At 40.1% G+C, this 25,585-nt stretch carries 18 protein-coding genes; 11 read left to right on the top strand and 7 right to left on the bottom strand.

Annotation, left to right across the window (positions count from 1 at the left end):
• Positions 1–21: 21 nt before the first annotated feature.
• From PGR74_RS05195 to PGR74_RS05205, 3 genes are all read left to right on the top strand, one after another.
• Positions 22–720, top strand: a complete 699-nt coding sequence (locus PGR74_RS05195) for a DUF4843 domain-containing protein (RefSeq protein ID WP_052634449.1) — start codon at positions 22–24, stop codon at positions 718–720.
• Positions 721–769: 49 nt separating this feature from the next.
• The gene (locus PGR74_RS05200) at positions 770–2,410 is read left to right on the top strand and encodes a PKD-like family lipoprotein (protein ID WP_041502702.1); all 1,641 of its coding nucleotides are present in this window, start codon (positions 770–772) and stop codon (positions 2,408–2,410) included.
• Between the two features lie 489 nt (positions 2,411–2,899).
• Positions 2,900–3,838, top strand: a complete 939-nt coding sequence (locus PGR74_RS05205; protein ID WP_236684983.1) for an alpha/beta hydrolase family protein — start codon at positions 2,900–2,902, stop codon at positions 3,836–3,838.
• Between the two features lie 24 nt (positions 3,839–3,862).
• On the opposite strand, the gene PGR74_RS05210 is transcribed toward PGR74_RS05205, so the two are convergent.
• Entirely contained in the window at positions 3,863–4,870 is a 1,008-nt protein-coding gene (locus PGR74_RS05210; protein ID WP_052634451.1) for an aldose epimerase family protein, read from the bottom strand.
• Between the two features lie 131 nt (positions 4,871–5,001).
• On the opposite strand from PGR74_RS05210, the gene PGR74_RS05215 reads away from it, so the two are divergent.
• The 7 genes from PGR74_RS05215 (at position 5,002) to PGR74_RS05245 (ending at position 12,389) form a co-directional block, all read left to right on the top strand.
• A complete protein-coding gene (locus tag PGR74_RS05215; protein ID WP_041502704.1) occupies positions 5,002–5,376 on the top strand; it encodes a cupin domain-containing protein in 375 nt (124 codons plus the stop codon).
• A gap of 339 nt (positions 5,377–5,715) precedes the next feature.
• A complete protein-coding gene (locus tag PGR74_RS05220) occupies positions 5,716–6,297 on the top strand; it encodes an RNA polymerase sigma-70 factor (protein ID WP_160289620.1) in 582 nt (193 codons plus the stop codon).
• Positions 6,298–6,410: 113 nt separating this feature from the next.
• Complete coding sequence (locus tag PGR74_RS05225) at positions 6,411–7,736, top strand: MATE family efflux transporter (RefSeq protein WP_041505051.1); 1,326 nt, start codon at positions 6,411–6,413, stop codon at positions 7,734–7,736.
• A gap of 231 nt (positions 7,737–7,967) precedes the next feature.
• A complete protein-coding gene (locus PGR74_RS05230; protein WP_041502706.1) occupies positions 7,968–8,279 on the top strand; it encodes an RNA recognition motif domain-containing protein in 312 nt (103 codons plus the stop codon).
• Positions 8,280–8,919: 640 nt separating this feature from the next.
• On the top strand, positions 8,920–9,420 hold the full coding sequence (locus tag PGR74_RS05235) for a hypothetical protein (protein ID WP_041505053.1): 501 nt from the start codon (positions 8,920–8,922) through the stop codon (positions 9,418–9,420).
• The gene (locus PGR74_RS05240; protein ID WP_181416514.1) at positions 9,345–11,918 is read left to right on the top strand and encodes a hypothetical protein; all 2,574 of its coding nucleotides are present in this window, start codon (positions 9,345–9,347) and stop codon (positions 11,916–11,918) included. The genes PGR74_RS05235 and PGR74_RS05240 overlap by 76 nt, the downstream gene beginning before the upstream one ends.
• Before the next feature lie 105 nt (positions 11,919–12,023).
• Entirely contained in the window at positions 12,024–12,389 is a 366-nt protein-coding gene (locus tag PGR74_RS05245; protein WP_041505055.1) for a fibronectin type III domain-containing protein, read from the top strand.
• Between the two features lie 1,215 nt (positions 12,390–13,604).
• Here PGR74_RS05245 and PGR74_RS05250 read toward each other — a convergent pair.
• The 6 genes from PGR74_RS05250 to PGR74_RS05275 all read right to left on the bottom strand — a co-directional run bounded on the left by PGR74_RS05250 (position 13,605) and on the right by PGR74_RS05275 (position 24,791).
• The gene (locus tag PGR74_RS05250; protein ID WP_041504116.1) at positions 13,605–15,965 is read right to left on the bottom strand and encodes a S9 family peptidase; all 2,361 of its coding nucleotides are present in this window, start codon (positions 15,963–15,965) and stop codon (positions 13,605–13,607) included.
• A gap of 108 nt (positions 15,966–16,073) precedes the next feature.
• Complete coding sequence (locus PGR74_RS05255; RefSeq protein WP_052634766.1) at positions 16,074–17,189, bottom strand: TlpA disulfide reductase family protein; 1,116 nt, start codon at positions 17,187–17,189, stop codon at positions 16,074–16,076.
• Between the two features lie 61 nt (positions 17,190–17,250).
• Positions 17,251–18,354, bottom strand: a complete 1,104-nt coding sequence (locus tag PGR74_RS05260) for a hypothetical protein (RefSeq protein ID WP_110688773.1) — start codon at positions 18,352–18,354, stop codon at positions 17,251–17,253.
• A gap of 26 nt (positions 18,355–18,380) precedes the next feature.
• Positions 18,381–19,919 (bottom strand): RagB/SusD family nutrient uptake outer membrane protein, encoded by a 1,539-nt coding sequence (locus PGR74_RS05265; protein WP_041504119.1) that lies wholly within the window; start codon positions 19,917–19,919, stop codon positions 18,381–18,383.
• Positions 19,920–19,931: 12 nt separating this feature from the next.
• Positions 19,932–23,567, bottom strand: a complete 3,636-nt coding sequence (locus tag PGR74_RS05270; RefSeq protein ID WP_110688772.1) for a SusC/RagA family TonB-linked outer membrane protein — start codon at positions 23,565–23,567, stop codon at positions 19,932–19,934.
• A gap of 36 nt (positions 23,568–23,603) precedes the next feature.
• Positions 23,604–24,791, bottom strand: coding sequence for a FecR family protein (locus PGR74_RS05275; RefSeq protein ID WP_041505058.1), 1,188 nt, complete (start codon positions 24,789–24,791; stop codon positions 23,604–23,606).
• Positions 24,792–25,034: 243 nt separating this feature from the next.
• On the opposite strand from PGR74_RS05275, the gene PGR74_RS05280 reads away from it, so the two are divergent.
• Positions 25,035–25,571, top strand: a complete 537-nt coding sequence (locus PGR74_RS05280) for an RNA polymerase sigma-70 factor (RefSeq protein WP_236684985.1) — start codon at positions 25,035–25,037, stop codon at positions 25,569–25,571.
• The last annotated feature ends 14 nt before the right edge of the window (positions 25,572–25,585 follow it).

Genomic DNA, 25,585 nt, shown 5'->3' on the forward strand with positions numbered 1-25,585 from the left:
AAATACTTTAATTTTAATATTATGCGGATTATCTATTTATCAATATTATTAAGCGTATTAGGTTTGTTTGGTTGTCAGACCGAAGAGCCCGAGATGTTTACTCGGGAAAGATACATCAAATTTAAGTTCGAGAATATTCCGGGGAAGGTGTACTATGAGATCGATTATACTTTTGCTTTCGAGGGGGATAATGTGATAGACAAAATCATCAAAGTACCTGTCGAATTTCGGGGATACAATTTGACAAAAGCTTTGCATTTTGCCGTTGCCGTGGATAAAGAAAAGACGACCTTACCCGAAGATTGTTATCTGTTGGAAAGCGAACAACTTTTTCAGGCAGATTCCGGTTGTGTCGATACAATGCGTGTGCAATTGTTGCGAAAACCCGTTTTGAAAGAGGGAAGTAAAATCTTGAGATTACAATTGGTTTCCAATGAAGATTTTAAAACTTATATGCCTGATTCTCTATTTGTCGAGATTACCGTGGGAGATATTTTTATGACGCCTGAATGGTGGAATTTTAATGTGGAACAATCCTATTTGGGAAAATATTCGAAGACCAAATACGAAGAATTTGTGAAAGAGACGGGAATTCGGGATTTTGGCATATTGGACCCTTCCGAAAAAAGGTATTATGCAATTCTGTTTAAAAGAGCATTGGAGAAGAATCCCCGTCAGGACGAGGATGGTAGTATGATGAGTGTGACCATTACGGGATGATCTGTGTCGGATGGGAGAATTTTTAAGTTATGCAGAAAAATCTAAGATTATGAAAAATAGAATTTTAATTATATCGGTCTTAAGTGTTTTGTCTTTCGTCGGTTGTCTGGATGATAAAACGAATTTGGATTATAAAGATATTATTTTGCCGGATTCCGTTATTGTAACGAATGTGGCTAACCAGCAAAAATTTTACTTCGACGAAGAGTCCGCAAAGACTTTTAAGGTGACTTCCGGCGAAGAGTTACAACTGGATGTAGAGGTGAAGTACCGGGGGGATGATGAGCTGACTTACGAGTGGCGATTCGACGGGAAAGTGGTATCGAGAGAACAAAACCTGCGCTATGTATGTACCGAAGAGGCACAGGCCATGTTGTTGATATACCGGAAAAGGGCCGGAAATGCTACTGTTTATCAATTTATGGTAAATATCCGGGCTCCTTTTAATACCGGGGTCGTGGTACTTGGGAAAAAGGATGGAAAAACCGAATTGGATTTCATTGAACGCTATTGGGAGAAAAAAACGGTGGAACTGGATGGAAGAGTGTATAATAATTTCTCGGTAACGGAGTATATACCTCATGAAAACGTCTACCCGTTATACAATGATAACGAAGAACTGGGCGCGAATCCTATTATGATTACCCGATACGGGAAACAATATTATGCTTTGCAGATATTGGATAAAGACTGGCGGAGTTCGGTTGCAATCAATTCGAGTGATATGAAAAAAATCGTTTCCATGAAAGACGAGTTCGTGGGAGATCCCGGTAATTTGAAACCTGTGGATTTTGTACGTGTCGGAGCTACCTCTTTGTTGTTGGATGAATCGGGGAAAATTTATACCCGGGTGAATTATGACGATGGAAATCCCAATACCGGACGTTTTATTACGGAACCGTTGGTGTTTGACGATCCTTACGATGTCCCCGATAAGGGGTCCGAGGTGATTAAGGCTCAGTATATTGAGGCCAAGGATCAATTGGCTGTTATTTATGAAAAAGAGAAAAAACGCTTTCTGGCGATGACGGCTTCCACGGGATCTTACCAAAGTATCGATTATTCTGTTATCTATGATTTGTCTCGACCCTCCAATGCCGGGAATCTTCCGAAAGGGTATATCGATATGAATAATTTTGATAAGGAGGTGATAGCGATTCTTTTTCATGAAAGTTTTTGGAATGATAACGTTTATGTCTTGTATAAAGACGGAGGCGATTATTATATCCAGGCTGCAGGTATAAAAACCGATGTGTACGGATCCGTTCATCGGATTACTTACACGGCCGTTTCTAATGTTAAACTACCCGCGGATGCTGCCGGGTTGATCGAACAGGGCAAAGGGCTTTTGAAACTGGCTATGGATGATTCGTATAATGACTTTTTGTATGTCGGAGCCGGTAAAGCGCTCTACTCGATGAGCATGGAAGGTACATCCATAAAGCAGATCTATGCTTTTGAAGAGGAGGGAAACATGACGGATTTTGTTATTACCGCAACTTGGAGAGGAGAGGGATATAATGCCGCTCAACGCTATTTTAACGGTCAGGTATTTGCAGCTGCTTTTGATAACGGCGATTGCCGGGTCATCAAGCTGTATGCCGATCCTCAGAAACCCGGAGAAATTCAGAAAAAATATTGGTATAATAAAAGATTTGATGGTGGCGTAGTGTCTTTGTATTATTATTAGTTTGTTTTCCTCGCGAAGATGATTCTCCGGACAATAAGTGACAGGGAGTCACGTGGCGGGAAAGTCTATGTTGTGGTTTATACGGGTAGGACGAAAAATCCTACCCGTAATTTGTTGCTGGGTAATAAACTCGATAGGCTTTGCGTTATATCGATATACTGCTCTACATTTTAGTTGCCTCACGGACCTCTTCGACGCCGGAACAGATCGGGGATTTTGGGAAGTTAAAGGTGGACTTCTTGTTTTATGTTAGCGATTCTGCTTAGAGTGTAGAGGAACATTTTTGTATGATGTTAGTTTAATTTTATATCTTTGTTTCCAATGTTTAACTTAACGATGTGGATTATGAAAATAATGAGGTATGTAACGGGGGTATTATTGTGCCTCGTGGGGTGTACTTTGTACGCTCAGGAAACAGATGAGCTTCGGCAAGAGTTGAAGGCGTTGAGGACGGAGAACGGGAACCTGCGTCACGAAAACGATAAGTTGATGAAAAAAATGGATGATGTTCTGTGGTATAACAAGGTGGGGGATGTAGCCTATATCGATAAGGTCTTCGTGTGTGGTCCTCCCCGTGCAAACGTACGGAATCCGACTGAGATGGGAGCTAAAAATCCGTTGAAATTTTGGGCTTATGTGTTTATACCCAAAACGATAAATACGGATAAAAAATATCCTTTAATCGTTTTTGCCCATAGTGGAGTACATTCGGATTTTTCGACCTATTATGCCCATATCATACGGGAATTAATGGCGCAGGGATATATTGTGGTTGCTGCCGAATACAGGGGAAGTACCGGGTATGGGAAACAGACCTACGATAATATCGATTACGGCGGATTAGAGAATGAAGATGTGTACGAAAGCCGGAATCATATGATTGAGAATTACAGTTTCGTGGATAAAAACCGGATCGGGATAATCGGTTGGAGTCATGGAGGGATGATTACTCTGATGAATCTGTTTCAGCATCCGGATGCTTACGTGTGTGGATTTGCAGGGGTTCCGGTCTCTGATATTGTCATGAGGATGGGGTATGCCAGTGATAGCTACCGAAAAATCTTTTCCGATAAGAACCATATCGGAAAAACGGCCAAAGAAAATTTGGAGGAGTACAAGCGTCGTTCTCCCGTATGGCATGCCGAAAAATTAAAAACACCTTTGTTGATTCACACGAATACAAACGACGACGATGTGAGTGTGCTGGAAGTGGAACATATGATCCGGGCTCTGAAAGCCGAGGGAAAGAAATTCGAATATCGTATATTCGAAGAGATTCCCGGCGGACACTCTTTTGATCGTATCGATACGAAACAATCTACAGAAATTCGGTATTCGATATACCAGTTTTTGGCGAAATATTTAAAACCGGAACACCCTTTTAAGTCTCATACGGAGATGAGAAAGGCTGCTTATCGGTTTAATTGAATCGAAAACGAAAACTCCCCGTTTTTACCAAATATCATCGGTTTCTTCCTTGCTGAAACAGTTTAAGGAATAAATAGTCGTGTGATGGTATTTTTCTCCCGGTCGCAAAAGAGTAGAGGGGAAAGAGGGGTGGTGCGGACTGTCCGGGAACATTTGGGCTTCCAAAGCAATACCGGAAAACGGTCCGTAATGTTTACCTTGTTTACCATTTTCGACTTGCAGAAATTTGCCCGTGTATACCTGTAAACCAGGATAATCCGAAAGAATAGTAAGTAAGATACCTGTATAGGGAGAGCTGAGTTCCGCCATCAGTTGGATAGAACCTAAATCGGGAAATAGATAACAATCGTCTAAACCGTCTTTTTCAATAATGTCCGAAAGTCGTTTCGGAAAATGAAACGTGTGATCTGTATCCGCGGTTAGAATATTTCCCGTAGGGATGAGTTCCGGGTTGGTCTCCAGTAAGCGATTGGAGTATAATTGAAGTTCCAATCCGGCGATGGTTTCCTGCTCCGGATTCAGGTTGAAATAGGGATGATGGGTGATATTTACAAACGTGTCCCGGTCGGTCGTGGCATCATACGTTATTTTCAACATGTTGTTGACCAGTATATACTGAACGGTGACCTCCAATTTACCGGGAAAACCTCCTTCTCCGTCGTTACTGGTATAACGTAGAATTAAGTGATGGTCGTCGATTTGTTCCCCGTCCCAATATTGACGATCAAATCCTGCCGATCCGCCGTGCAGACAATTGCTACGGTCGTTTTTTTCTAAAGAGAAGATTTGCCCGTTCAATGTGATTTCTCCTCTATGGATCCGGTTAGCGTAACGGCCGATCGTGGTTCCGAGATAAGGATAATTGTTCAGGTAATCGGGAGATACGTATTGCTCCGGATCATCAAATCCCAGAACGATATCAACTAATTTCCAATTGCAGTCACGCGTGTATATGTTTTTTATGATACCACCGTAATTACAAATGTGCACCTCAATATCCTCGTTCTTTAAGATATATTCTTTAATTTGCATAATCGGTTCTTGTTTTGGTTGTGGTAAAATTAAAGAAAATAGTTTTTTGTTGTTATGAATGGACATTTTTAATATCTTTCGTGTTATAAGAAAATAGAAGATAAAATATAAAAGTATTAAAGAAGAGTCATATGGATCAGAAAATGAATTATAAATTGCAGATGGACATTAAATACGATTATCTTGAAAAAATAAATGTTCCGGAAATCGTGAAAAATTGTACCGATAAATGGTTTAATCAATCCTTGTGCAATGTAAACTCTTCCGTGTTCAGATTAGGTATTTTTGAAGGAGAATTTCATATGCATAAACATGATCATGACGATGAGTTGTTTTTTGTTATCGATGGTAATATTGTCTTGGAAACGGAAAAAGGTACTTTTGAATTGGGACAATATGAAGGAGTATGTGTTCCCAAAGGGGTTATGCACAGGCCCATTGCTAAAAATAAAGCTATTGTGCTTATGATCGAGAATACGGGTATTGATCCTATTGGAGACGATTGAGCGTGCGAACGAGGTAATAACTATGGGAAGGGTAGTAATTAATATAGGATAAATATAATATTATTGCACCGAAGACAATAGCTTTTTCGGCGGATTTGTTTTAAACAGGCAAAACATTTGATCTTACTGTTTGCGTGATTTTTATTTTGTTGGCGATTATTTATGTCCTTTATAAGTGATCCTGATGGTGTAATCATCGATTTGCTTTCTTTAATGGAGGAAATATGCACAGACGTATTCAAATATTTGTTTGTTGTTTGTACTTCTTTGTGAAAATAATATTTTATAAATATATTTGTAAAATATACATACGCGTAAGGAAAGATGATGATCTGGAATATGTCTGATGTTAATATCCAATCCGAAGAATTTATAAAAGGATTAGTCCATAGGGAGCCGCGGTCTTTCCGATGTTTATTCTATTTTTTTCACAAACGCTTGTGCCTTTTTGCCTTGAAGATCGTAAAAGATTCCTGTGAGGCGGAAGACATTGTTCAGGAGGTTTTTTTGGCTTTTTGGAAAACGGATATCGTAAAATTTCCGAATCTAAAAACGATCCGAATTTTTTTGTACAATAGCGTTCAGAACCGTTGTTTGAATTATCTCCGGGATCGGGAAATTCAGGAACGGAATTATAAAAAATTAGGTCGGCAAGAGTGCGATGAAGATTATATCCTTTGTCAACAGATCCGGGCCGATGTCGTGGCTGAAATTTTCGATGCCATTAACGAATTACCGGAAAAATGCAGGGAGATCTTTACCTTGTCTTATATTAAAGAGTTGCCGGATAAGGAGATTGCCGAGTTGTTGCAAATCAGCCCGAATACGATTAAGACCCAAAAACAACGGGCCAAAACTTTTCTGCGTACCCGACTGGGAGATGTTTTTGTATACGTTACGATGTTTTTTCCGGGTTTTTAACGTTATATTTTAGGTACGGTATCTAAAAGAAATGCTTTCTTCTCGGTAAACAAAACGGGAACATTTGATTTTTAGATTATCTTTGTCGCCCTGACTTCAAATTTAAACCGATTATGCGATTTACCAACCGACAGATTTTACATATAGCAGGCCCGATACTGATCAGTGTGTTAATGGAACACTTGATCGGAATGACGGATACGGCCTTTTTGGGGCGTGTCGGTGAAATCGAGTTAGGGGCTTCCGCGTTGGCAGGAGTCTATTACTTAGCGATCTTCATGCTCGGGTTCGGATTTAGTACGGGGGTTCAGATTCTGATCGGACGTCGAAACGGAGAGGGTAATTATGCTTCGATCGGGTCTATTTTTAATCAGGGTTTGGTATTTCAGTTATTTTGGGCGACGTTGATATTTTCTGTTTCCAGAATTTGTTCGGCTCCGGTGCTCGATGCCATCATCGATTCTCCAAAAGTATATGAAGCTACGCTTAGTTATTTGAATTGGAGGGTTTATGGCTTTTTTTTCTCGTTTGCGGCACTCATCTTTAGAGCTTTTTATATCGGGATAGCGGACACGCGTACGCTTACGGCTAACTCTTTGGTGATGGTCGGGACCAATATTATGCTGAATTATGTTCTGATCTTCGGTAAATTCGGTTTTCCGGCATTGGGTATTGCAGGGGCAGCGATCGCTTCCGTGATAGCCGAATTGGTCTCTTTACTTTTCTTTATTATTTATACAGGGTTTAGAGTTGATAGGAATAAATATAATCTGTTTCATTTCCGGCACGTTGAAAAGAAATTGCTGGGCCGAATTCTTAATATCTCGGTTTGGACTATGATACAGGCTTTTATCTCTCTCAGTACTTGGTTTTTATTTTTTATTGCCGTCGAGCATTTGGGGGAACGTCCTTTGGCTATTACGAATGTATTACGCAATATTTCCGCTTTGTTTTTTATTATTGTTAGTGCCTTTGCCACGACAGCTTCCTCGTTGGTCAGTAATTTATTAGGATCGGGGGAACAACACCGGGTGATGGAGACTTTTAAAAAGGTGAGCCGACTTTGTTATATGTTTATTCTTCCTCTGGTCTTGTTAATGGCTTTGTTTCCGACACCGATCATGAGGATATACACGGATAATTCCTCTCTGATCGAAGCGGCGGTTCCTTCTTTTTACGTGATGATATTCGTTTATCTGATCAGTGTTCCGGCCAATATCCTTTTCAATATGGTCTCTGGGACCGGCAATACCCGTCCGGCGTTGTACATGGAACTGATTTCTCTTCTCTTTTACGTATCGTCGGTCGTTTATATTGTTATCTATTGGAAAGCGGATATTGCCGTCTGTTGGACAACAGAATACATATACCTGCTGTCGATGGGAAGTTTAGCCTACTGGTATATGAAGAAAGGAAGTTGGAAGAATAAAGAGATTTGAATATTGTTCTTCCTAAAGCGGAACGTATTTTAAGATATTGAAAAATAAATAGAAATAAAACGATATTTATAGTGTCCGTTTCATTTATTGTGTTACCTTTGGCACGTATTTGAGAAGAAATAGTTTTTGTATTCGAATTCCTGCCCGGCAGTAAATGTTATTGTTAAGTAGACTTCCTTTCAATTTTTTTTCGTCCTCATTTATTTATTATTAATCTTAAGTTTATTTATAATGAACATTTACATTTCAAATTTGAGTTACGGTATAAATGATACCGATTTAAATCAGCTATTCGCAGAGTACGGAGGCATTTCGTCCGCAAAAGTAATTATGGACCGGGAAACCGGTCGTTCAAGAGGTTTCGGTTTCGTAGAAATGAATGACGATGCTGAAGGTCAAAAAGCTATTGATGCATTGAATCAGGCTGAATACGACGGCAAAGTAATCAACGTGGCTGTTGCAAAGCCTCGTGTTGAAAGAGGTAATAACGGTGGCGGATATAATTCCAATCGCGGCGGTTATAACTCGAACAGGAGATATTGATCCGTATTTCGGAAAGTAGAAAAACTTTCCGAGTCCGATTTTAAAATAATGTAAATGGACTGTCTAACAAGTTTTAGGCAGTCCTTTTTTTGATTAGAAAAAAAGACATTCTTGTTGAATTAGAGGCAATTATCCATAGACGAAAGAAATAAACGTTTATTCTCTTCGGATTTGCCAATCCATTCCCAATATCGTTATCTGCTCCGGAGTTACTTTTCCGGTAATAAACACCACGATGGTATCCGCTATTTTTAAACTCTTCTCCATGTTTCTCCTTGTTTTTGTATCTTATAAACACATGGGCGAATAAAAAGGGGTAAAGGAATTTCTGGGGAAATAAAAAAAAGTTGAGTTTTTTCTTCATTACTATGATTTGTTGTAAAAAAATAATTATATATATTTGTAAATGTAAACAAAACAAATGTCTTTGCAAAAGATACGTCTAATATTGATATTTGAATTAAGAAAACTATGAAAAAGATTAGAAAAAACGTTTTGAAATCATTCTTGTTCATCAGTTTAGGCTTCTGTCACGACAATCACATTTTAAAAAGTAATTCTAATTGAAATAAAATATCAAGAAATAAAAAAATCCCGAATAACTTAATATTTTGATTATTCAGGATTTAAATTTACAATTATGGAAATGACAACCCTAAAAACCGCTATCGCTTACGAGATCAAGTTAGTAAAAAGAAGCTGGTTATTTAACCTATTTGTCTTCGGGGCATTGGGATATATAGTAGGTGACAGTTTTCTGGATAACTTTGTGATGAAGTATATTTCATGGGATAAATTTATATTCGCGTCTTCCTTTCCTCTACACGGGTTTTACTTTTTAAACCTGTTTCAATCGGTAATTGTTGTCTTTATCGCCTGCGATATCCAAAGGAAGCGGAAAAAAGCCGAAACCCGGGAGGTTCTTTACGCCTGGCCTATCGGTAACGGGCAGGCTTTTGTCGGGGAATTTTTAGGTATTTTTATCCCGTTTGCGGTAATAGACATGCTGTTCCTGTGTGTCTCCATGTCGATCAATCTATTTATTCCAAATTCCCCTGTTAATTTGTGGGTAAATCTTTTTATCTACTTACTTACGTGCTGCCCACGTTTGTTTTTATCACCGGGCTATCCTTGCTTTTGAACAAGTTGATAAAACACCCTTTTATTAGTTGGCTTATCCTCGTGGCCTTTCTCTATTTCGCGTACGCTTATTTGGAAACACCTTTTCACGGGATACTGGATTTCCGGGGCAGTCAGCTTCCGAACGCTTTTTCCAGTATAGCCGGATTCATGAATCTTTCGGATTACTTGCTCCAGCGAATCGCTTTCTTGTTGGTGGGAGTAAGTTTTCTTTATTTTAGCGTTTTGTCTACGAAGAGGTATCCCGGCGTCCCCGGTCGAAAACGCTATTTACTCGTTCCGGCCTCCCTGTTTTCGGTACTTGCCATAGGGCTCGGGATCATCTACGTTGAAAAGTTCCAAACCCGCCTGAAAAACAGGATCGGGTATCGCGAAACTTTCGTGAAATGCCATGAATACCCCAAGGCACGCGTACTCGCTCACGATATCACGTACCGCCCCGGGGAAGATAAATTCTCGGCAACAAGCCGGATGAAGATCCAAAACCGGAAAAAAGCAACAATGGAGCAGCTTCTGCTCTTTTTAAACCCGGGATTAAAAATCAACAAGCTTGAATCTGACGGGCAGAGTCTTCCCTTTCACAGGGATCACCAGGTAATTGTCGTCGAACATCCCTTGGCTCCCGGGGAGAATACCGAACTGAAGATAGAATACGAGGGGATGATCGACGAGGATATTTACCAGGTAAATATCGATAACGATGCATTCTTTTCTCCCCGTACCGAATCAGGAGGAGAAAATTACGGTAAACGCACGGCTTTTGTCTCTAATCAATACACTTTACTCGTGCCGCAATTGATGTGGTACCCGATGGCGGTAGCCCCGGTCGAGTTACAGGCATCCCGAGAGACTGATTTCACGGACTATACCCTTCGTGTCAAAAAACCGGGTGAAATGACGGTTATATCTCAAGGTGTACCCACGAGAGAAGGGGATGAGGTCTCGTTCAGCAATTTACAATACCTGACGGGTTTAACCCTTTGTATCGGGAAATACGAGAAAAGGGCGATCACCGTAGATTCCCTTACCGTCGAGTTTTATACTTACCCGGGGAATGATTTTTACCTGAGCTATTTCGATGAATGGGAAGCCCTGAAAAAAGATAACCCGAACCGGGAAAAAAAGTTAATGGAAATAGTCAATCAATGTAAAAATAAAATTGAGGAGGGGAAGCCTAACCCTTATCCCTTTAACTATTTCAAGCTGATCGAGGTTCCATCATCTTTCTATTTTCTAAGTTCGACTTCGTTTAGTGATAACATTCAACCGGAAATAGCACTTTTTCAGGAACGATTATACTGGGTAGAGAATACACATCCCGGTACTTATTCCAAGTTTGCTAACCAAGACAGGAGTGTACAGGAATTTATGCTGAGCTACAAGATTCCTTTTTTATTGGACAGGATGAATATGGGGCACATTTTCTCGGATTACAACAGTAGTATCACGTCCGATAGGTATCAGGGTATAGACTTGATATTCGATAAAATGAAAAGCCTGAAAGAACTTAGGGATGAGGTGAGCCCGAAAATCTTGAATCGTATTGCGGAAAAAGGATTAAAAGGAGTCATGGCGGAAGGATACAGCAAAGAACAAAGCATTGCCATTCATTTAAAAGTTTCTCATTTATTGGGTTATCTCACTACGATTACCACCTGGGATTCTTTAAGCCGTTTTATGCTGGATTTTAACGCCCGTACTCGTTTCAGGGAGGTTGACTTCGACTTGTTTATCGAGGAGTTCGAGCAGCGTTTCGGGCAGGATATTAAGCCCTATATGGACGAGTGGTACGTGAGCCACCAGATTCCCCTGTTAACGATAAAAGATATCTCCTATAAAACAACAGAAGAGACGCAAATTATTGATTTCAAGGTAGGTAATTTCAGCGAAACGGATGGTATCGTTTCGATTGTTACGCCTGGTGAAGGTCGCATTGGGGGTAGTGCGATCAGGTATTGCCGGAGTTACGTGATCAAGCCCGGGGAGTGCAAACGAATCATCGTACATGAAGGCATAGAGTATTCCCTGCAATTGACCACTAACTTTTCGGGCAATTTGCCGAAAGATATTTCATTCGATAATGAAGATTCTTCCTTATCGGGTCCCGTACCTAAAGAAGGAGTCAATTTGATAGAGAAAAGTCAATTCTATCCCCCGGGGGAGATTATCGTTGACAACGAGGACGAGAACTTCCACTTGATTGATTCGTCAAACAATCGAAAGCGGTTGGTCGATCTGGTCAAAAAAGCAGAGGGCAAGCAGGAATACGTTCCTTTGTACCGTATTAAAGCTAACGCATGGAGTCTTTCTTTATCGCAGGGACTATTCGGCGAGCGTATTCGTAGCGCTTTTATAAAAAAATCCGGCACGGGAAAGTTTAAGGCCGAATGGACGGCAAACCTGCCGAAGGCAGGGATGTACGAGATATTTATCCATCGACCTCATCTTATTGTATATGGCGAGAGTAAAATAGTCATTAATTGCTTGTTTTATTTATAAATATTATTTATTCGTTTAAATAATAAAAAATACTTATAATTATAAATAAAATAATTCATTTTGTAAATGATGTATTAAATTATTTACTTTGAAAATAATAAGACTATGAAAAAGATTAGAAAAAACATCTTAAAGTTATTTTTATTTATCTGTTTAGGTTTAACCATTACGACAATTGCGATTGCTGCGGCTTTGGATCCTCCTGGTCGCCCTGGGCAGCCTCTAATTATTGATTATTGGAAAACTGGATGCACGATAGAATACACGGCACCCAATTATAATGGAGGGTCACCGATCACGGGTTATACTACTGAAAGTCGATATAAGGACGAAGATAAATGGGTAGACAGGGGAACGGTTAAGCAACTTAGGCGTAACATTGATGACATGCGGGAAGGAGCTGTTGCAGTATTTCGCGTTTTTGCTAGAAATAAAGCAGGAGTTAGTGCACCGTCAGAAGAAAGCCCGTAGATGACCTTTAAAAGTCGAATTCCTGGGCAATAGAATACCATGAAATAAAAAATCCCGAATGACCATAACATTGAGTTCTTCGGGATTTTTTTAAAAGTTAAAATTTATTTAAAGATGACATATTCTTTTACAATTGTCGTTTAACAGAACGAGTTTGCGTTTTAAACATTGTCAAATATTCATTCTAATCTTTTGGGGTCGTTATATGAATTGGAATATCCCATCCGACCAATTTTCCGATAAGTAATCACTTGTAAATTCGACAGCACAAAATTAAACAGATCAAAATTAATAGATAGCTTCTTTTCATAATTTTGATTATTAGGTTAATCGGAATCGTGTGGTGATGTGTTAATATGGTATGCCTGTGGTGATGTATTATTTATAATTTAATCTTAGGATTCCGATGAGGGTTGGACTATCGTTTTTGTAAACACGAATCTTATTGGAACGGCCTATGATTAATTTATAACGGAAGGGAATCATTCCTTCCGGGTATTTTGTGCGGTCGTAAATGGAAATATCTTGTCCTGAATAATCTATGTAGAACCAAAAATTGATTTCAGTATGCTTCCGTCTCTTTTTTGTTCGTTTATAGTCAAAAATTTTGTACTTTATGCTTTGCATGTTGTCTGCATAATTTTTTGGAGGAAAATCTTCTTTATAGGGGTTATCATAGTCCATACAAGAGATTAAAGTATCTCCCTGAATGTGAAATCACGAATATACGGTAGAAGAATGTTTCCATAATCTACATAGTTACTTAATCCTATGTCAATGATGTAGTCCCGGCTGTCTATTTTTGTTTGGACTGCTTTTTTAGTGGCCTCTTTCGAAGGAGAATGATTTAACGAGGCACACGATGATAAAAAGATAAGTATGCTTATTGAAAAGAGTACCGGTGAATTTATTTTCATAGTCATACTATTTGTATTATTATTGGAATGAATATGTCTTGTGACATGTAAATATATGGATATGTTAACGAATATGCAATATATAATCAACTATTATGTCAATACCGTACTATGGTGGCATCGATTAACATGAAAAATTATTTGTGGAGAGCCTATTTATATAGAGAAAATAAATAAAACCAGTTGAAAATGATATGAACCCTAAAAGTTAGACAAAATACTTTTAGGATTCATATCAAATCTTTCCTTCTCCATTTTTCTGTGTCGGAACGATTGAAAAAACAATAAATGGTAAGAACTATTTTAATCTATAATTTTGATCGATCTCGACATCGTAAAAACAGGGAGTGGTAAAATCTCCCAATAAGTATTTGGCGAAATGAGATCGTAATTTGTGTTGGAAGTACCAATCGGATATACCGTCGTAAGTGTGTCCTGCCGTGGGTAAAAAGACCAGTTCAAAGTCTTTTCCGTGATTGATAAAGGCATTGACCATGCGTATGGTATTGGCTGGATGTACATTTCCGTCTTGTCCTCCTACAACCAGCATCAAATGGCCTTTCAAGTTTTTAGCCAGTTCCATGTTGGTTGGTAGATTCGTGGTATAGAGAATTTTTTTGCGGCTGACGATCGTGTCTCGCCCGTCGGCTGTTTTGATTTTTTCCTGCACGTTTCGCATTTCTTCATGAATCTCGTAATGTCCTTCCACGAAAGACTGAGAATAGATGTTGTTGTCGTGATTCCCTGCCGAGGAGACACAGGCCTTGTAGAAATCCGGGTAAGTACAAATTGCCGCTGTCGACATCATACCCCCGCCGGAGTGTCCGTATATTCCAATCCGTTCCCCGTCAATAAAAGAATAGCGTTCGACTAACTGTTCCAACCCTCGTTTATCGTCTGCCAAAGCATGGTCGCGAATGTTTTTGTAACCGTGGGAATGGTAATCTCTTCCTCGATACGGGAGTCCGCCCCGGTGATTGAAAGCCACCACAATAAATCCTACTTGTGCTAATTTCTCATTCATGGAGTTAATGGCAAAAGTCAAAGGTACGTTATCGGTTTGAGGACCGGGATAGACGCAGGAGATAACGGGGTATTTTTTATTCGGATCAAAGTCAAAAGGTTTCCACATCACCCCGTAAAGATCGGTTTTTTCATCCGCTGCTTTTACCGAAAAGGTTTCCGGTAGTTTCCAGCCTGCATGATAGAGCGTATTTAGATTCGTTTCCGCCAATTTCATGACGAGGCGACCTTGTAAGTCTCTTAAGGTAAATTGGTACGGAAGATCCGGTCGAGAGTAGGTGTCGATAATATATCGGCCGCTGGGAGAAAATTGAATGGAATGGGTCGCCTCTTCCGGCGTGAGAATTACAATTTTTCCTTTCCCGTCGATATTGGCTTTGCAAATTTTGGCGTAACTGGGATTTTCACCGGGGGTAATACCGTAGGCCTGGAAGTAGATATCTCGTTTTTTCTCGTCTATTTTCACGATATGTCCTGCACTCCACGGACCTGAGGTGATCTTGTTTTTTAAATTGCCTTTTCCGTCATATAGATAAAAATGTCCATGTCCGTCACGTTCTGACCACCATATGATATCGTTACAATTGTTCAAAAAATGAATGGAGGCCAGTTCTGTACCAATGTAAGGGTCACCCTCTTCACGGATAATAACTTTTATCTCTCCGGATTTCAGATTAACTTCACATACTTCCAGTATATTCGATCTTCGTGTCTTGCGCTCTATGTAAAGTTTATTTAATTTTGTGTCGGAATGAAGAATTCTGGACATTTGATCTTGCCATTTTCCGATTTTGACCTTCTTTTGCTGTTTGGTTTCCGTGTCGAACAACGAAATTTCCGTGTGCAATAGGGTGGAATCTCCGGCTAAAACGATTTTCGATCCATAGGCGGACGGACGGTCGTACAGGTAATTCAGCTGAAAAACTTCACCGATTTTTCGGGTATCGTGTCGATAGTGGTAAAAATGCTTGGAATCGTCGAACCACACGGGTACTATATTGACTACTTCGTTATTGTCTTTTTCTCCAGCATAAGAGAACCCGGGTTCTCCGTCGAAAGTCAACTGTACTTCAGTCGAATCTTCCATATTCCGAAGATAAGCGTTACAACCTTTTCCGAACACTTGCCATTTTTCATCCGGAGAAAACCCTTGTTGCTGTAAAATCATTTTTTGCATTTCGGCAGGCATTTCTCTCGTGTCGTTTTTAGCTTTCGTTTTGTCCGGTAGGGTATGCGTGAGTTTTTGGGTTACCCGGTTGTATTCGAACCGGAATTTTCCGTCATCCCAGCTTAGGGTTGTGCCCGTTTTATCAAAAGGTAGTCCCCAGAATCCTAATTTTTTAGGATTATATGTTTTTCCCGTGACTTTTGTCATTTCGTCGGCAATATATTCCGAGTCGAACAGTTTTTCTATCTTTTTTGCTTTCACGTTTACGAAATAGTATTGCTCTTCTTCCCCGTTTTCCTGTTTGAACCAAAAATTGTCACTTCCCGTTACAAAAAAAGGGATTAAACGTTCATATCCCCACGGCAAAGTATAAGAATCGCATTTTTCGGCTAATTTATAATTGGCCTGTTGTGCCATGACTCCCTGGAACAGGCTGATGAAGAATAGACCCGTCAGTAATTTTTTCATAGATTTATTTTCTGATTAATATGGAGCAGTTGATTCGCTTATTTATGAATCTTTTGAGAGAACCGTTCTTGTGGGCTGTTTTGAACCCACAAGAATCGTCCTCGTGGGTTATTTCCCGAGTAGGATCGTTATTAGGGCTTCTTTGATTTTGTGCAGTTCATTTGCTCCGGTCGCATGTGCGACGATGTTGTTGTCCTCATCAACTAGTACCAAATAGGGAACACCCCAAAAAGCGTAGGCTTTCATCAATGGAACTTTCATATCGTCATTGCCCTTGAAGTCGCATCCGTGAATCCACGGCATCTCTTCTTCTTCGATAGCTTTGACCCAAGCCTCTTTCTTTTTATCCATGGAGATACTCACGATTTCAAATCCTTTATCGTGAAATTCGTTGTATAGTTTTTTTAGTTCCGGTACCATGGCACGACAAGGTGAACACCAAGAGGCCCAAAAATCAATCAATTTGACCTTGGCTTTTATCGAATAGAAATGAAACGAACGGCCTTCCGGATCTTCTACGGTAAAGTCCGGGGCCGGTTTTCCTATTCCTGCTTTTTCCAGTTTATCGATCCATGCAGCTATGCTCCTGCCGGAGAAACTATTTTGTAGTTCCGGGCTAAATTGGTTTAGTCCTTCTTGTAGTTCTGTCAGGGTGCTTTTTTGTATGGTACTGGCCAAGTATTCAAGTGCAAGATAGCTATTCGCGTGTTGTTTCATAAAAGCTTCCTGATTGTCTCGGGTCTTTTGAGCGATGGAGTCAAAAAGTTCCAGTAGTTCGTTGAAACGCTTGTCTTCAGGGGTTAGTGTAAGAAATTCTTTTTGGTATTTTGCCGTCTCTTTCCTGCTTTTTACTTCAAAATTCCGATAAATATCGGCAATTCGCTGTGCTTCGCCTCCTCCTTTCACCTTACTAAGGTAGATAAAAGCGGTGTCTATTTCGATTTTATAATTTTTATTTTCCAGGTAAATAGGAAGTCCACCTAAAGAGTGACCGGATAGTACTAATAGGGTTGGGATAACTTCCGGGGTACTTCCTCTGAATTCAAATTTTCCATCGGTGATTTCAGCTTGGTCAATGGTGTCGGCCACGTTATTTGCATGTGTTATTAAATAAGCCATGGCTTTTTTAACTCCTTGTACATGACCTTTTATTCTGTATTCGTTTGAAGTACATTCCGTAAGAATGATTCCTATAAAGGCAATAAATAGTAACTGTTTTTTCATAAAATTGATTTTGTTATGTTTGCGTGATTTCGGGGGAGATATTTAATTCTCCCCTGAAAGATTATCGAGTTAAGATTTCGGCATATTTTTGTAAATTGATCCCGTAGGTCGTTTGCATGTATTTAACCACCAAATCGTATTTGTCGTTGATAAGTTGATTCCCGTATTGTTCCATGGGATCTTCGACATCCGTGGGATACGTTCCGCGAATCTGAGTTTCCGGGTATCTCATGGCTGTCCTGATCAGGTTCAGAAAATCCAATAAAGGTCGTTCCTCCGGGGAGGGTAAAATAAGGGGGCTATATTCGTAATCGTATTCGATTAACGGCATCCAAAGCGGAGCCCCGTATGTAGGTCCAAAAAAATCATTGAAATCATCTATCCGGAAATCGTCTCTCAATTGGGGAACAAATCCTCTCTTCTGGTAGACATTGTAAGCATCTCGTTCCCAAGGGGCAACCATATACTCGTAGTCATCTTTCTGAAACCATGGATTATCCTGTAACCAGTCTTCCAGAGAATAATAGCGTATCCCGATGGGAGAATCATAGTCCGACATATAAGCAAAATCGTCTGCTATCTTGTATTCTCCGGAGAGGAAACGGGCTTTTAACCCGGGATAACTAAAGCTGCAAGCGATGTTATGGATCATTTCCGGGGTTAATCCGGCTGCCAGTTCTTCGCTCATAAAACTTAGACACCAAAAATCCATTCCGTCTTTTTTTAATGAGATGTGTCCCCTCTTGTAAGTCGGAGAATGCGGATTTCCGTCAAGCAGATTATTCACGAGGTAGAGATAGACTGGTAGTTGGCTTCTGTCGGAAGCCTTGTTTTTGTCTAAATTTCCCAATAACCACTCTTTAACCAAATTTAGGTATACCTGAATATCTTCGGAGCTGGGGGTGGAACATACGTATATGGGCTCATTGTATTGCGGGATGGTCCATCTCCGGTTTAAATGGGTACTGTCAACTCCTTTGTAGATGATATACATTCCCCAATCTTTAGCAATCTGTTCGATTTCTCTGTCCCAAGGATCGTTGCCTTGTGGAAAATCAAAGCGAAGCAGATCGACTTTTTCCACGGTGACTATTTTGTCGTCGTCTCCGCATGATGCCAGACCTAATAAGGTTAGCAATACTATCGAATATATGAATTTTAACATCGTGTTTCGGATTAATATTAGACCATTTATTTCCTTGTTTCATTTTGAACTAAAGCGGGGTTTAGTTCAAAGGCTTCGTTCGGTATCTGTAAGGTGTATCCCGGATCGTTCTTTTCCAAGTAGAATTCGGTTGGCCGTTGTTCTTTATCATACCATACGTGTCTTAGTTTTTCCATCCCGTAACGACGCAGGTCAAACCATCGATGGTGTTCGAAACATAGCTCCCGGCGCCGTTCGCTTCGGACGAGCGTAATCAAATCATCGGCTATAGTCGTGGTAGTGTTTTGGAAATCACCATCACGAATGCGTTTTATCCTTAATTTGTCAATCATATCTTTAGCCTGAGTCAAGTATTCCCCTTTTCCTGTCTCTTTGTAGAGCAAGGCAGCTGCTTCTGCCGCGTTCAAATAGGCTTCGGTCACTTTAAAAGCCACTCCCCATTTGCCGTTTGACGTCCCCCAGTTTATGTTATAGTTAAACCCGACTTCGTACTTGCTGACAGGGACCCGGTAAACCGGAATTTCTCCGGAGAAGATAGACTCCCAGGTCAGATAATGGCTTTTTCTTAGATCAGAAGGGGCATAACTGTTAATCAGGTCGGTCGATGCGACACAGACAACTCTTCTTCTTCCCCATCCTGTGGCTTCTTTCACGTTAATATGTTTCATAGGCAAGGAGAGTACGTCCCCCTGATTACCGAATAAGAAGATAACTTCCGGATTCTCGTGGGTATAACATTCGGGATAGCCGCTGTAACGGTTTGGTAGTGGTAAGGAGTTTAAATCTCGAATCTCGTAAGGATGATCTTTAATAACTTTTTTACCGTAAGCCAAAGCCTGTTGCCAGTTTTCCATGTACAGGTAAGCACGAGATAAGATCAATTGGATACAGGGTAAATTGATTCTGTTATTCTGTAAATCCCTCTCTTCTTCCGGTAGGGTCGAGAACAGGTGTTCTGCTTCCAATAAATCTTTTATGATCTGTTCATAAACTTCTCCGACCGTATTTCTTGCCATTCCGGTTGCGGATAGCCCCGAATTTAATTTTAATGGTACGCCAGGAGCGTTCCGGTCAAAAGAATAGGGTTTCCCGTAAAGATTCACCAGATGGAAATAGAAATATCCCCGAAAAGCAAGGGCTTGTGCCTTTACCTTGTTTTTGTCATTCTCGCTACCCTGTACATCGTCGACATAATCTAAAACGGCATTACATCCGACAATTTTTTTGTATACTTCCCCATAGGTGTTGTATCCGCTAAACTCGTTTTTCATGTTTTTTGACCACGTGAATGCAAGTTTAATATGTGCCATATCTGCTTCGTAAAGATCGTCATAATCTCCCAAGTCGGGACGTGTGGCTACATCATCGTCAAATATACCCAGTACGCTGTAAAATGAACCGTCACTATGTCCGGGACCCATGTAAACCTCACCCAAGAGTAATTCATCCAAAGATTTCACCAGTTTAGGCACGTATTCGCTTTGTGATTTCGGTTCCAGAAAATCCTGACAGGAGATCAGGAAAAGTAGAGCAACCCACAAACTGTATTTTATTATTTTATTCATAAGGCATCATTTTTATAAACCAATACTCACGCTTAAAGAATAGGTTTTAGGTTGGACGCTATTACCTAATTCGGGGTCGAATCCGTTAAACTTTTTATCGGCAATCACGAACACGTTGTTTACGATCGCGTTCAGAGATAAATGTTTTATTCCTAATCTCTTACACCAACTTTCATTGATGTTCCAGGTCAGGGACATCTGCTGGCATCGTAAAAACGAAGCATTCACGACCCTGATATCCGATAAACCCCACATGTTGTAAGGATTATAGGTGTTTCCGTCCTGAAGAAGTATATATCTGTCTACTCTGCCCGAATATACTCCGGGGATATTGGTAAAATCTTCATCACCCGTTTTTTTCCAGCGTTTGGTTAACTCCTTGCTTAGATTGGTATTTGAGAGAGGAATATTTCCGTCTGCCGGGTAAGGATTTGGTAATCGTTTTTTGGCTCCTAACAGTAAAGAAAAGTTAGCCCCGAAGGTAAGCCCTTTCCATCTTAAACGAGTGGTCAACCCTCCCGTAAAATCCGGTTCTGTTTTGCCGCAATAGACAAGCATATCCGTATATTCCTGAATCTCTTTTAATTCGTATGAACCGTTCTTGTCTTTTATGAAATTTCCGTTTTCATCTTCTTTGAAAAGCAGGTTGAATTCGGGTATACCATCTTGCGAGTTTAATTTCCGGTACTTGAATGCCCAAAAACTGGAGATTGCATAACCTTTTTTCAATACTCTGTCTGAAGCCCCGTTGAGGTAGTCCGGTAATTTGATTTCACTGATCGATTGTGTTTGAGCTTTGTTCCAGTTTTTGGCAGAATTCAATCCGATAGTCCATCCCCAATCTTTGGTATGAATAGGAGTGATATTGAGGGTGTATTCAATACCCGAATTCGTAATTTTACCCCCGTTGATTTCCATCCCTTCCCGGCCGTATTCCAGGGCAATTTTTTGATTGACGATATTGTTGGAGGATTTTCGGTAGTATTCCAGGTTCATGGTAATCCAGTCTAACATCTGAATATCCACCCCAAAGTTCCAGGTCTTTGTTCGTTCCCAGCTTAAATGGGGGTTGGGGAGTCTGGATATTTTGGACATATATTCGCCATAGTACTGTTTTATTTGCCCCATAGTTAAGATCAATTCCGGACTGATACTGTTTACCGTGTTCCCTTGTATACCGAAAGAGGCCCGCAAATTGAATTGATTTAAAACGGGCGAGATCGATTGTAACCAAGGCTCTTGAGCAATATTCCAAGATAATCCGAAAGAATAAGTCGGATCGAATCGTTTATTTTGGTCTTGTCCGAATCGATTGGAGGCATCATTCCGAATACTGGCATTTAAAACGTAACGGTTTTTTAAAGCATAAGCTAAAGTGGCGAATAACGAAAATTGATGGGCTGTCATCGTACTACGGGTCCAACCTTCCCCGTTATACAGTTTATCCAATATACCCCAGTTTGTTACCTCGTTACCGATGGGTACGATCTCTTTTATCGGGGTCGGGGGAATGACTTGCTCTCCTCTTTCGGCGACGTACCCGAATATGGTTTGGGAACGATTTAAAGTGCTGGTAGAGGCCGCTTCCGTTCCAATCAGAATATTGATGCGGTGTATTTCGTTAACTGTTTTCGAAAAGGTGATTTTATTCTGAACGTTCCAGGCAAGTACCTCCGAAGCTCCGTTGTATAATTCTCCCCCGAAAGGTAGCAGGGCGGCTTTGTACCTGTCCGAACCGTATTTTTCCGAGCCGAAATCGTATCCTCGATAGAGATTGGCGATGTAATAGGTCTGTTCTCCGGCGTAAGATTCCGAATTGATGTTGTTGGTATTGATACCGCCCACGAATTCGTAACTCAGGTAAGGAAATATGTCCCATTTGAAATTTAGCGTGCTGTTTATCCTGGCAGCTTTCGATTTGGAGTAACTATGATCGACTTCATTCAGGATATGGTAATTTAAAAATATTTCATTCTTATTATATGTATAAAAACTTCTTTTTTGTTGAAATATGCGGTTTCCGTGTTCATCATATGCCAATACGGAACGACTGGTCTCCGTGGCGTATTTCATCGGGTCGACATTGGCCGCGTATCCCCAGGTGCGATCGATGGCTCCGACTATGTTAATGTCCAGGTGAATTTTCGGGTGAATATTTATACCTAAATTAATTCTTCCGCTTAAATTTTTTGCCTTGTTGTTTAGTTCGATTCCTGCTTGATCGCTATACCCAAGAGAAGCATTATAGACTATTTTATTATTTCCTCCCGATATACTTAAGTTGTGATTGTGACTAAATGAATTTCGGGTTAATAGTTTAAACCAATCCGTATTGGTGGATTCTAATTTCTGGATGGCTGTTTCTGCCTCTGTTTTGGTAATTTGTTTGTCATTGTATAGCCGCATGATTCCCTCGTATGTACTCATTGTTTTTGCCGGGACATCGGTGTAAACCGCTCCCGCGTCAAAAGCTTCCCGGCTAAACTGAATTCGCTCTTGTGAATTCATCAGATTAAACTGGTTGTAATTGGGTCTTCTCCTGAAGGAGAATGTGCCACTGTAATTAACGGTCATCTGGTCTTGTTGTCCCCGTTTGGTAGTAATTACGATAACTCCGTTGGCTGCTTTCGAACCGTAAATTGCCGTGGCGGAAGCATCTTTAAGGACGGTAATGGTTTCTATGTCCGCGGGGTTTAACCAGGAAATCTGATTCCCCAATATGTTTTTCAGATCGTCTACCATGATATCGTTTTGATTGATCGGTAGAGGATCGGGTTGAATTACTCCGTCGACCACCCATAAAGGATCTTGATTCCCCAGAATGGTAGAGGTCCCCCGTATTCGTATTTTGGGTGTCGTTCCTACCCGGGAACTGGTATTCATCACCAACATACCCGCAACACGTCCCTGTAACATCTGATCAATAGAAGTATAGGCCGGCATCATGATGTCGGAGGCTTTGACCGTTGTTACCGAACCGACTACATCACTTTTTCGTAAGGTTTGATATCCGGTAACGACTACTTCGTCCACGGTGGTAGCTTCTTCTTCCATCGTGATATTGATGATATTTTTGTCTTTGACAGGTATTTCTTTTGTTTTCATCCCGACAAAGGAAAACACGAGTACGACATCCTTCTGTTTCGGAATACGAATCGTATAATATCCTTTTCTATCGGTTGTGACTCCTATCGTGGTCCCTTTCAATATGATTGTTACTCCTGGTAACACGATACTATCCTTACCGATCACCTGGCCTCTGATACTTTGGATTTCATCCGATCCCGCAACTTTATGAATTCTGCTGATGATGATGTGTTTGTCCTGAATTTCATATTTCAAATCGGTTCCTTGCAGACAATAATCCAATATTTCCTGGATGGTTGCATTTTCGAATTTATAATCTTTTAAACCGATTCGCTGAATCTCCCGCGTGTTGTACACGAACGAATAGTCGCTGTTTTTTTCAATATGCAGGTATACCGTACTTACCGGAACATGTTTCAATTCAAACGTAAATCTTTTTTCTTGGGAAACCCCTTTTATGGGTATACTTACCAGAAAAACTACAAATGAAATTTCCAGAAACTTTCTCAGTAGTCTCAATTTTTCACGGGGGAAATGCCCGTCTGCGTCATTTTTTTTCATAAGTTTGCATGTTTATTAGCGTTAATTGATAAATATTTACGGGGAATTTGGGTGGAGCCGATTCCCCGTTGTTTTTTGTTCTTTTTTGTTTTCTATCGTGATAAAACGTTCTCTTTGAGAAAAACCGATAGCTCCCGTTCGGGACAAAATGTCCAAAATAAGGTTGATGTCGTCGTATTTTTTCAGTCTGGCCGTTAGTCTTATTTCTGTAGTACCTGTATCTGCAAAACCGTAATCGAAGTCGTACCATTTGGATAATTCTTTCATGATTTCACCTAAGGTTGCCTCGTTGAATATAAAATAACCGTCTTTCCAGGAAGTGAAATAGATCGTTTCTACGTCCGCTACCTTTCCTTCGTCTTTATCGATGCAGACTTGTTGTCCCGGTCTGATCAGGTAGGTTTCGCCGCTTCGGTTTTTTACCGCTACTTTTCCTCTTACCAGAGTGGTACGATTTGTTTCTCCTGTATAATCTCTTATGCAAACCTCCGTTCCCATGACGATTACATCAGAACGGGAAGTTTTCACGATAAAAGGAGTTTCGTTGTGTTGTACATCAAAGTAAGCCTCTCCGGTTAATTCCACTCGTCTCTCTGCTTGAGAGAAATGGACGGGGTAGCGTAATTTTGTCTCGGCGTTTAGCCATACCTTTGTGCCGTCGGCTAATACCAGTTGAAATTCAGCTCCCCGGGGAGTTTCCATCGTGTTGTATTCTATTTCTTGTGAGGTCGTATTGTCGATCGTTTCATAAGATACTTCCCCTTTTTCCAACACCCGAATGTTCGCGTGATCTCCTTGTAGTAGCGTATCTTGTTTTTCGAGTAAAAGTTTTTTCCCGGAAGCTAACGTCAGGAAGGCTTTACTCTTCCCGGTGGAGATATATTCCTGCCGTGCGATCATTTCTTTTTCTTCTGTTGTACCCAATAACCAAAGCCCGGTAAAGCTCAGAATCATAGCGATGGAGGCTACCATGGCCATGATTCGCTGCTGTTTCCGTTTGTGAAGCATGTGTCTTCTTGTTACAACCCGTTGAAAAGCTATATCGGTGTTGACGATTTCATGAATGTGTTTTTCGAAAGCCGATTCGTCCATAAGCGAAAGAAATAAACGTTTATTCTCTTCGGATTCGTTCATCCATTCATCCAGTATTGTTATCTGTTCCCATGTCGCTTTTCCGGTAATAAACGTTACGATGATATCTGCTATATTTAAACTTTTCTCCATTCTTATTCTAATTTTTATATATTATAAACACATGACCGAATAAAAAGGGGTAAAAGATTTTATAAAAAAATGTGCTTTAATACAATAAAGTAACTCTAATGGATATTATAAATGGAATATTGGTGTAAAATATATTTGATAAAATGCAATAAGAATGTAAAAAGCATTGAATTTGGAGATCGTTTAATGATGTTTCGGATGTAAAGAAAAAGAGGTGTTTTCATAATGGATCGTAGTTATAATATGTATGAAGAAGATCGGTATAAAATTTTGTTCAAAGAATTTTATCACCCTCTTGTGTGCTTTGTATTGCAATATCTTAATGATCATGAGGTAGCTGAAGATCTTGTTCAGGATTTATTTGTTCACTTGTGGACAAAAGAATTAAAATTCAAAGATGAAAATATGCTTCGTGCTTATTTGTATCGTTCGGCCCGGCATAAGTGTTTTAATTATCTGAGGAATTTGAAAATTCAACAACATCATGAAAGAAAGATTATAAAAGAACAGGAGTTACATGAATCTTTTTCTGTATTGCATAATATGATTCGGGAAGAGGTATATCGTCAATTGTTTGATTCCATAGATCGGCTTCCTCCCCAGTGTAAAAAGATTTGTTTGATGACCTTGGACGGAAAGAAACCATCGGAAATTGCTGCAGAACTCCATCTTGCCGTGGAGACCGTGAAAAAACAGAAAAAGATAGCCCAAAAACGAATTCAGGACGAATGGGGAATTTCATCTTCTGTTTCTTTATTATTTTCTTTTTGGATTTTATAGAGATAGGATGAGAT

Source organism: Sanguibacteroides sp. AM78-02pH3A (genome assembly GCF_027666085.1).
GTDB classification, from domain to species: Bacteria; Bacteroidota; Bacteroidia; order Bacteroidales; family Marinifilaceae; genus Gabonibacter; species Gabonibacter massiliensis.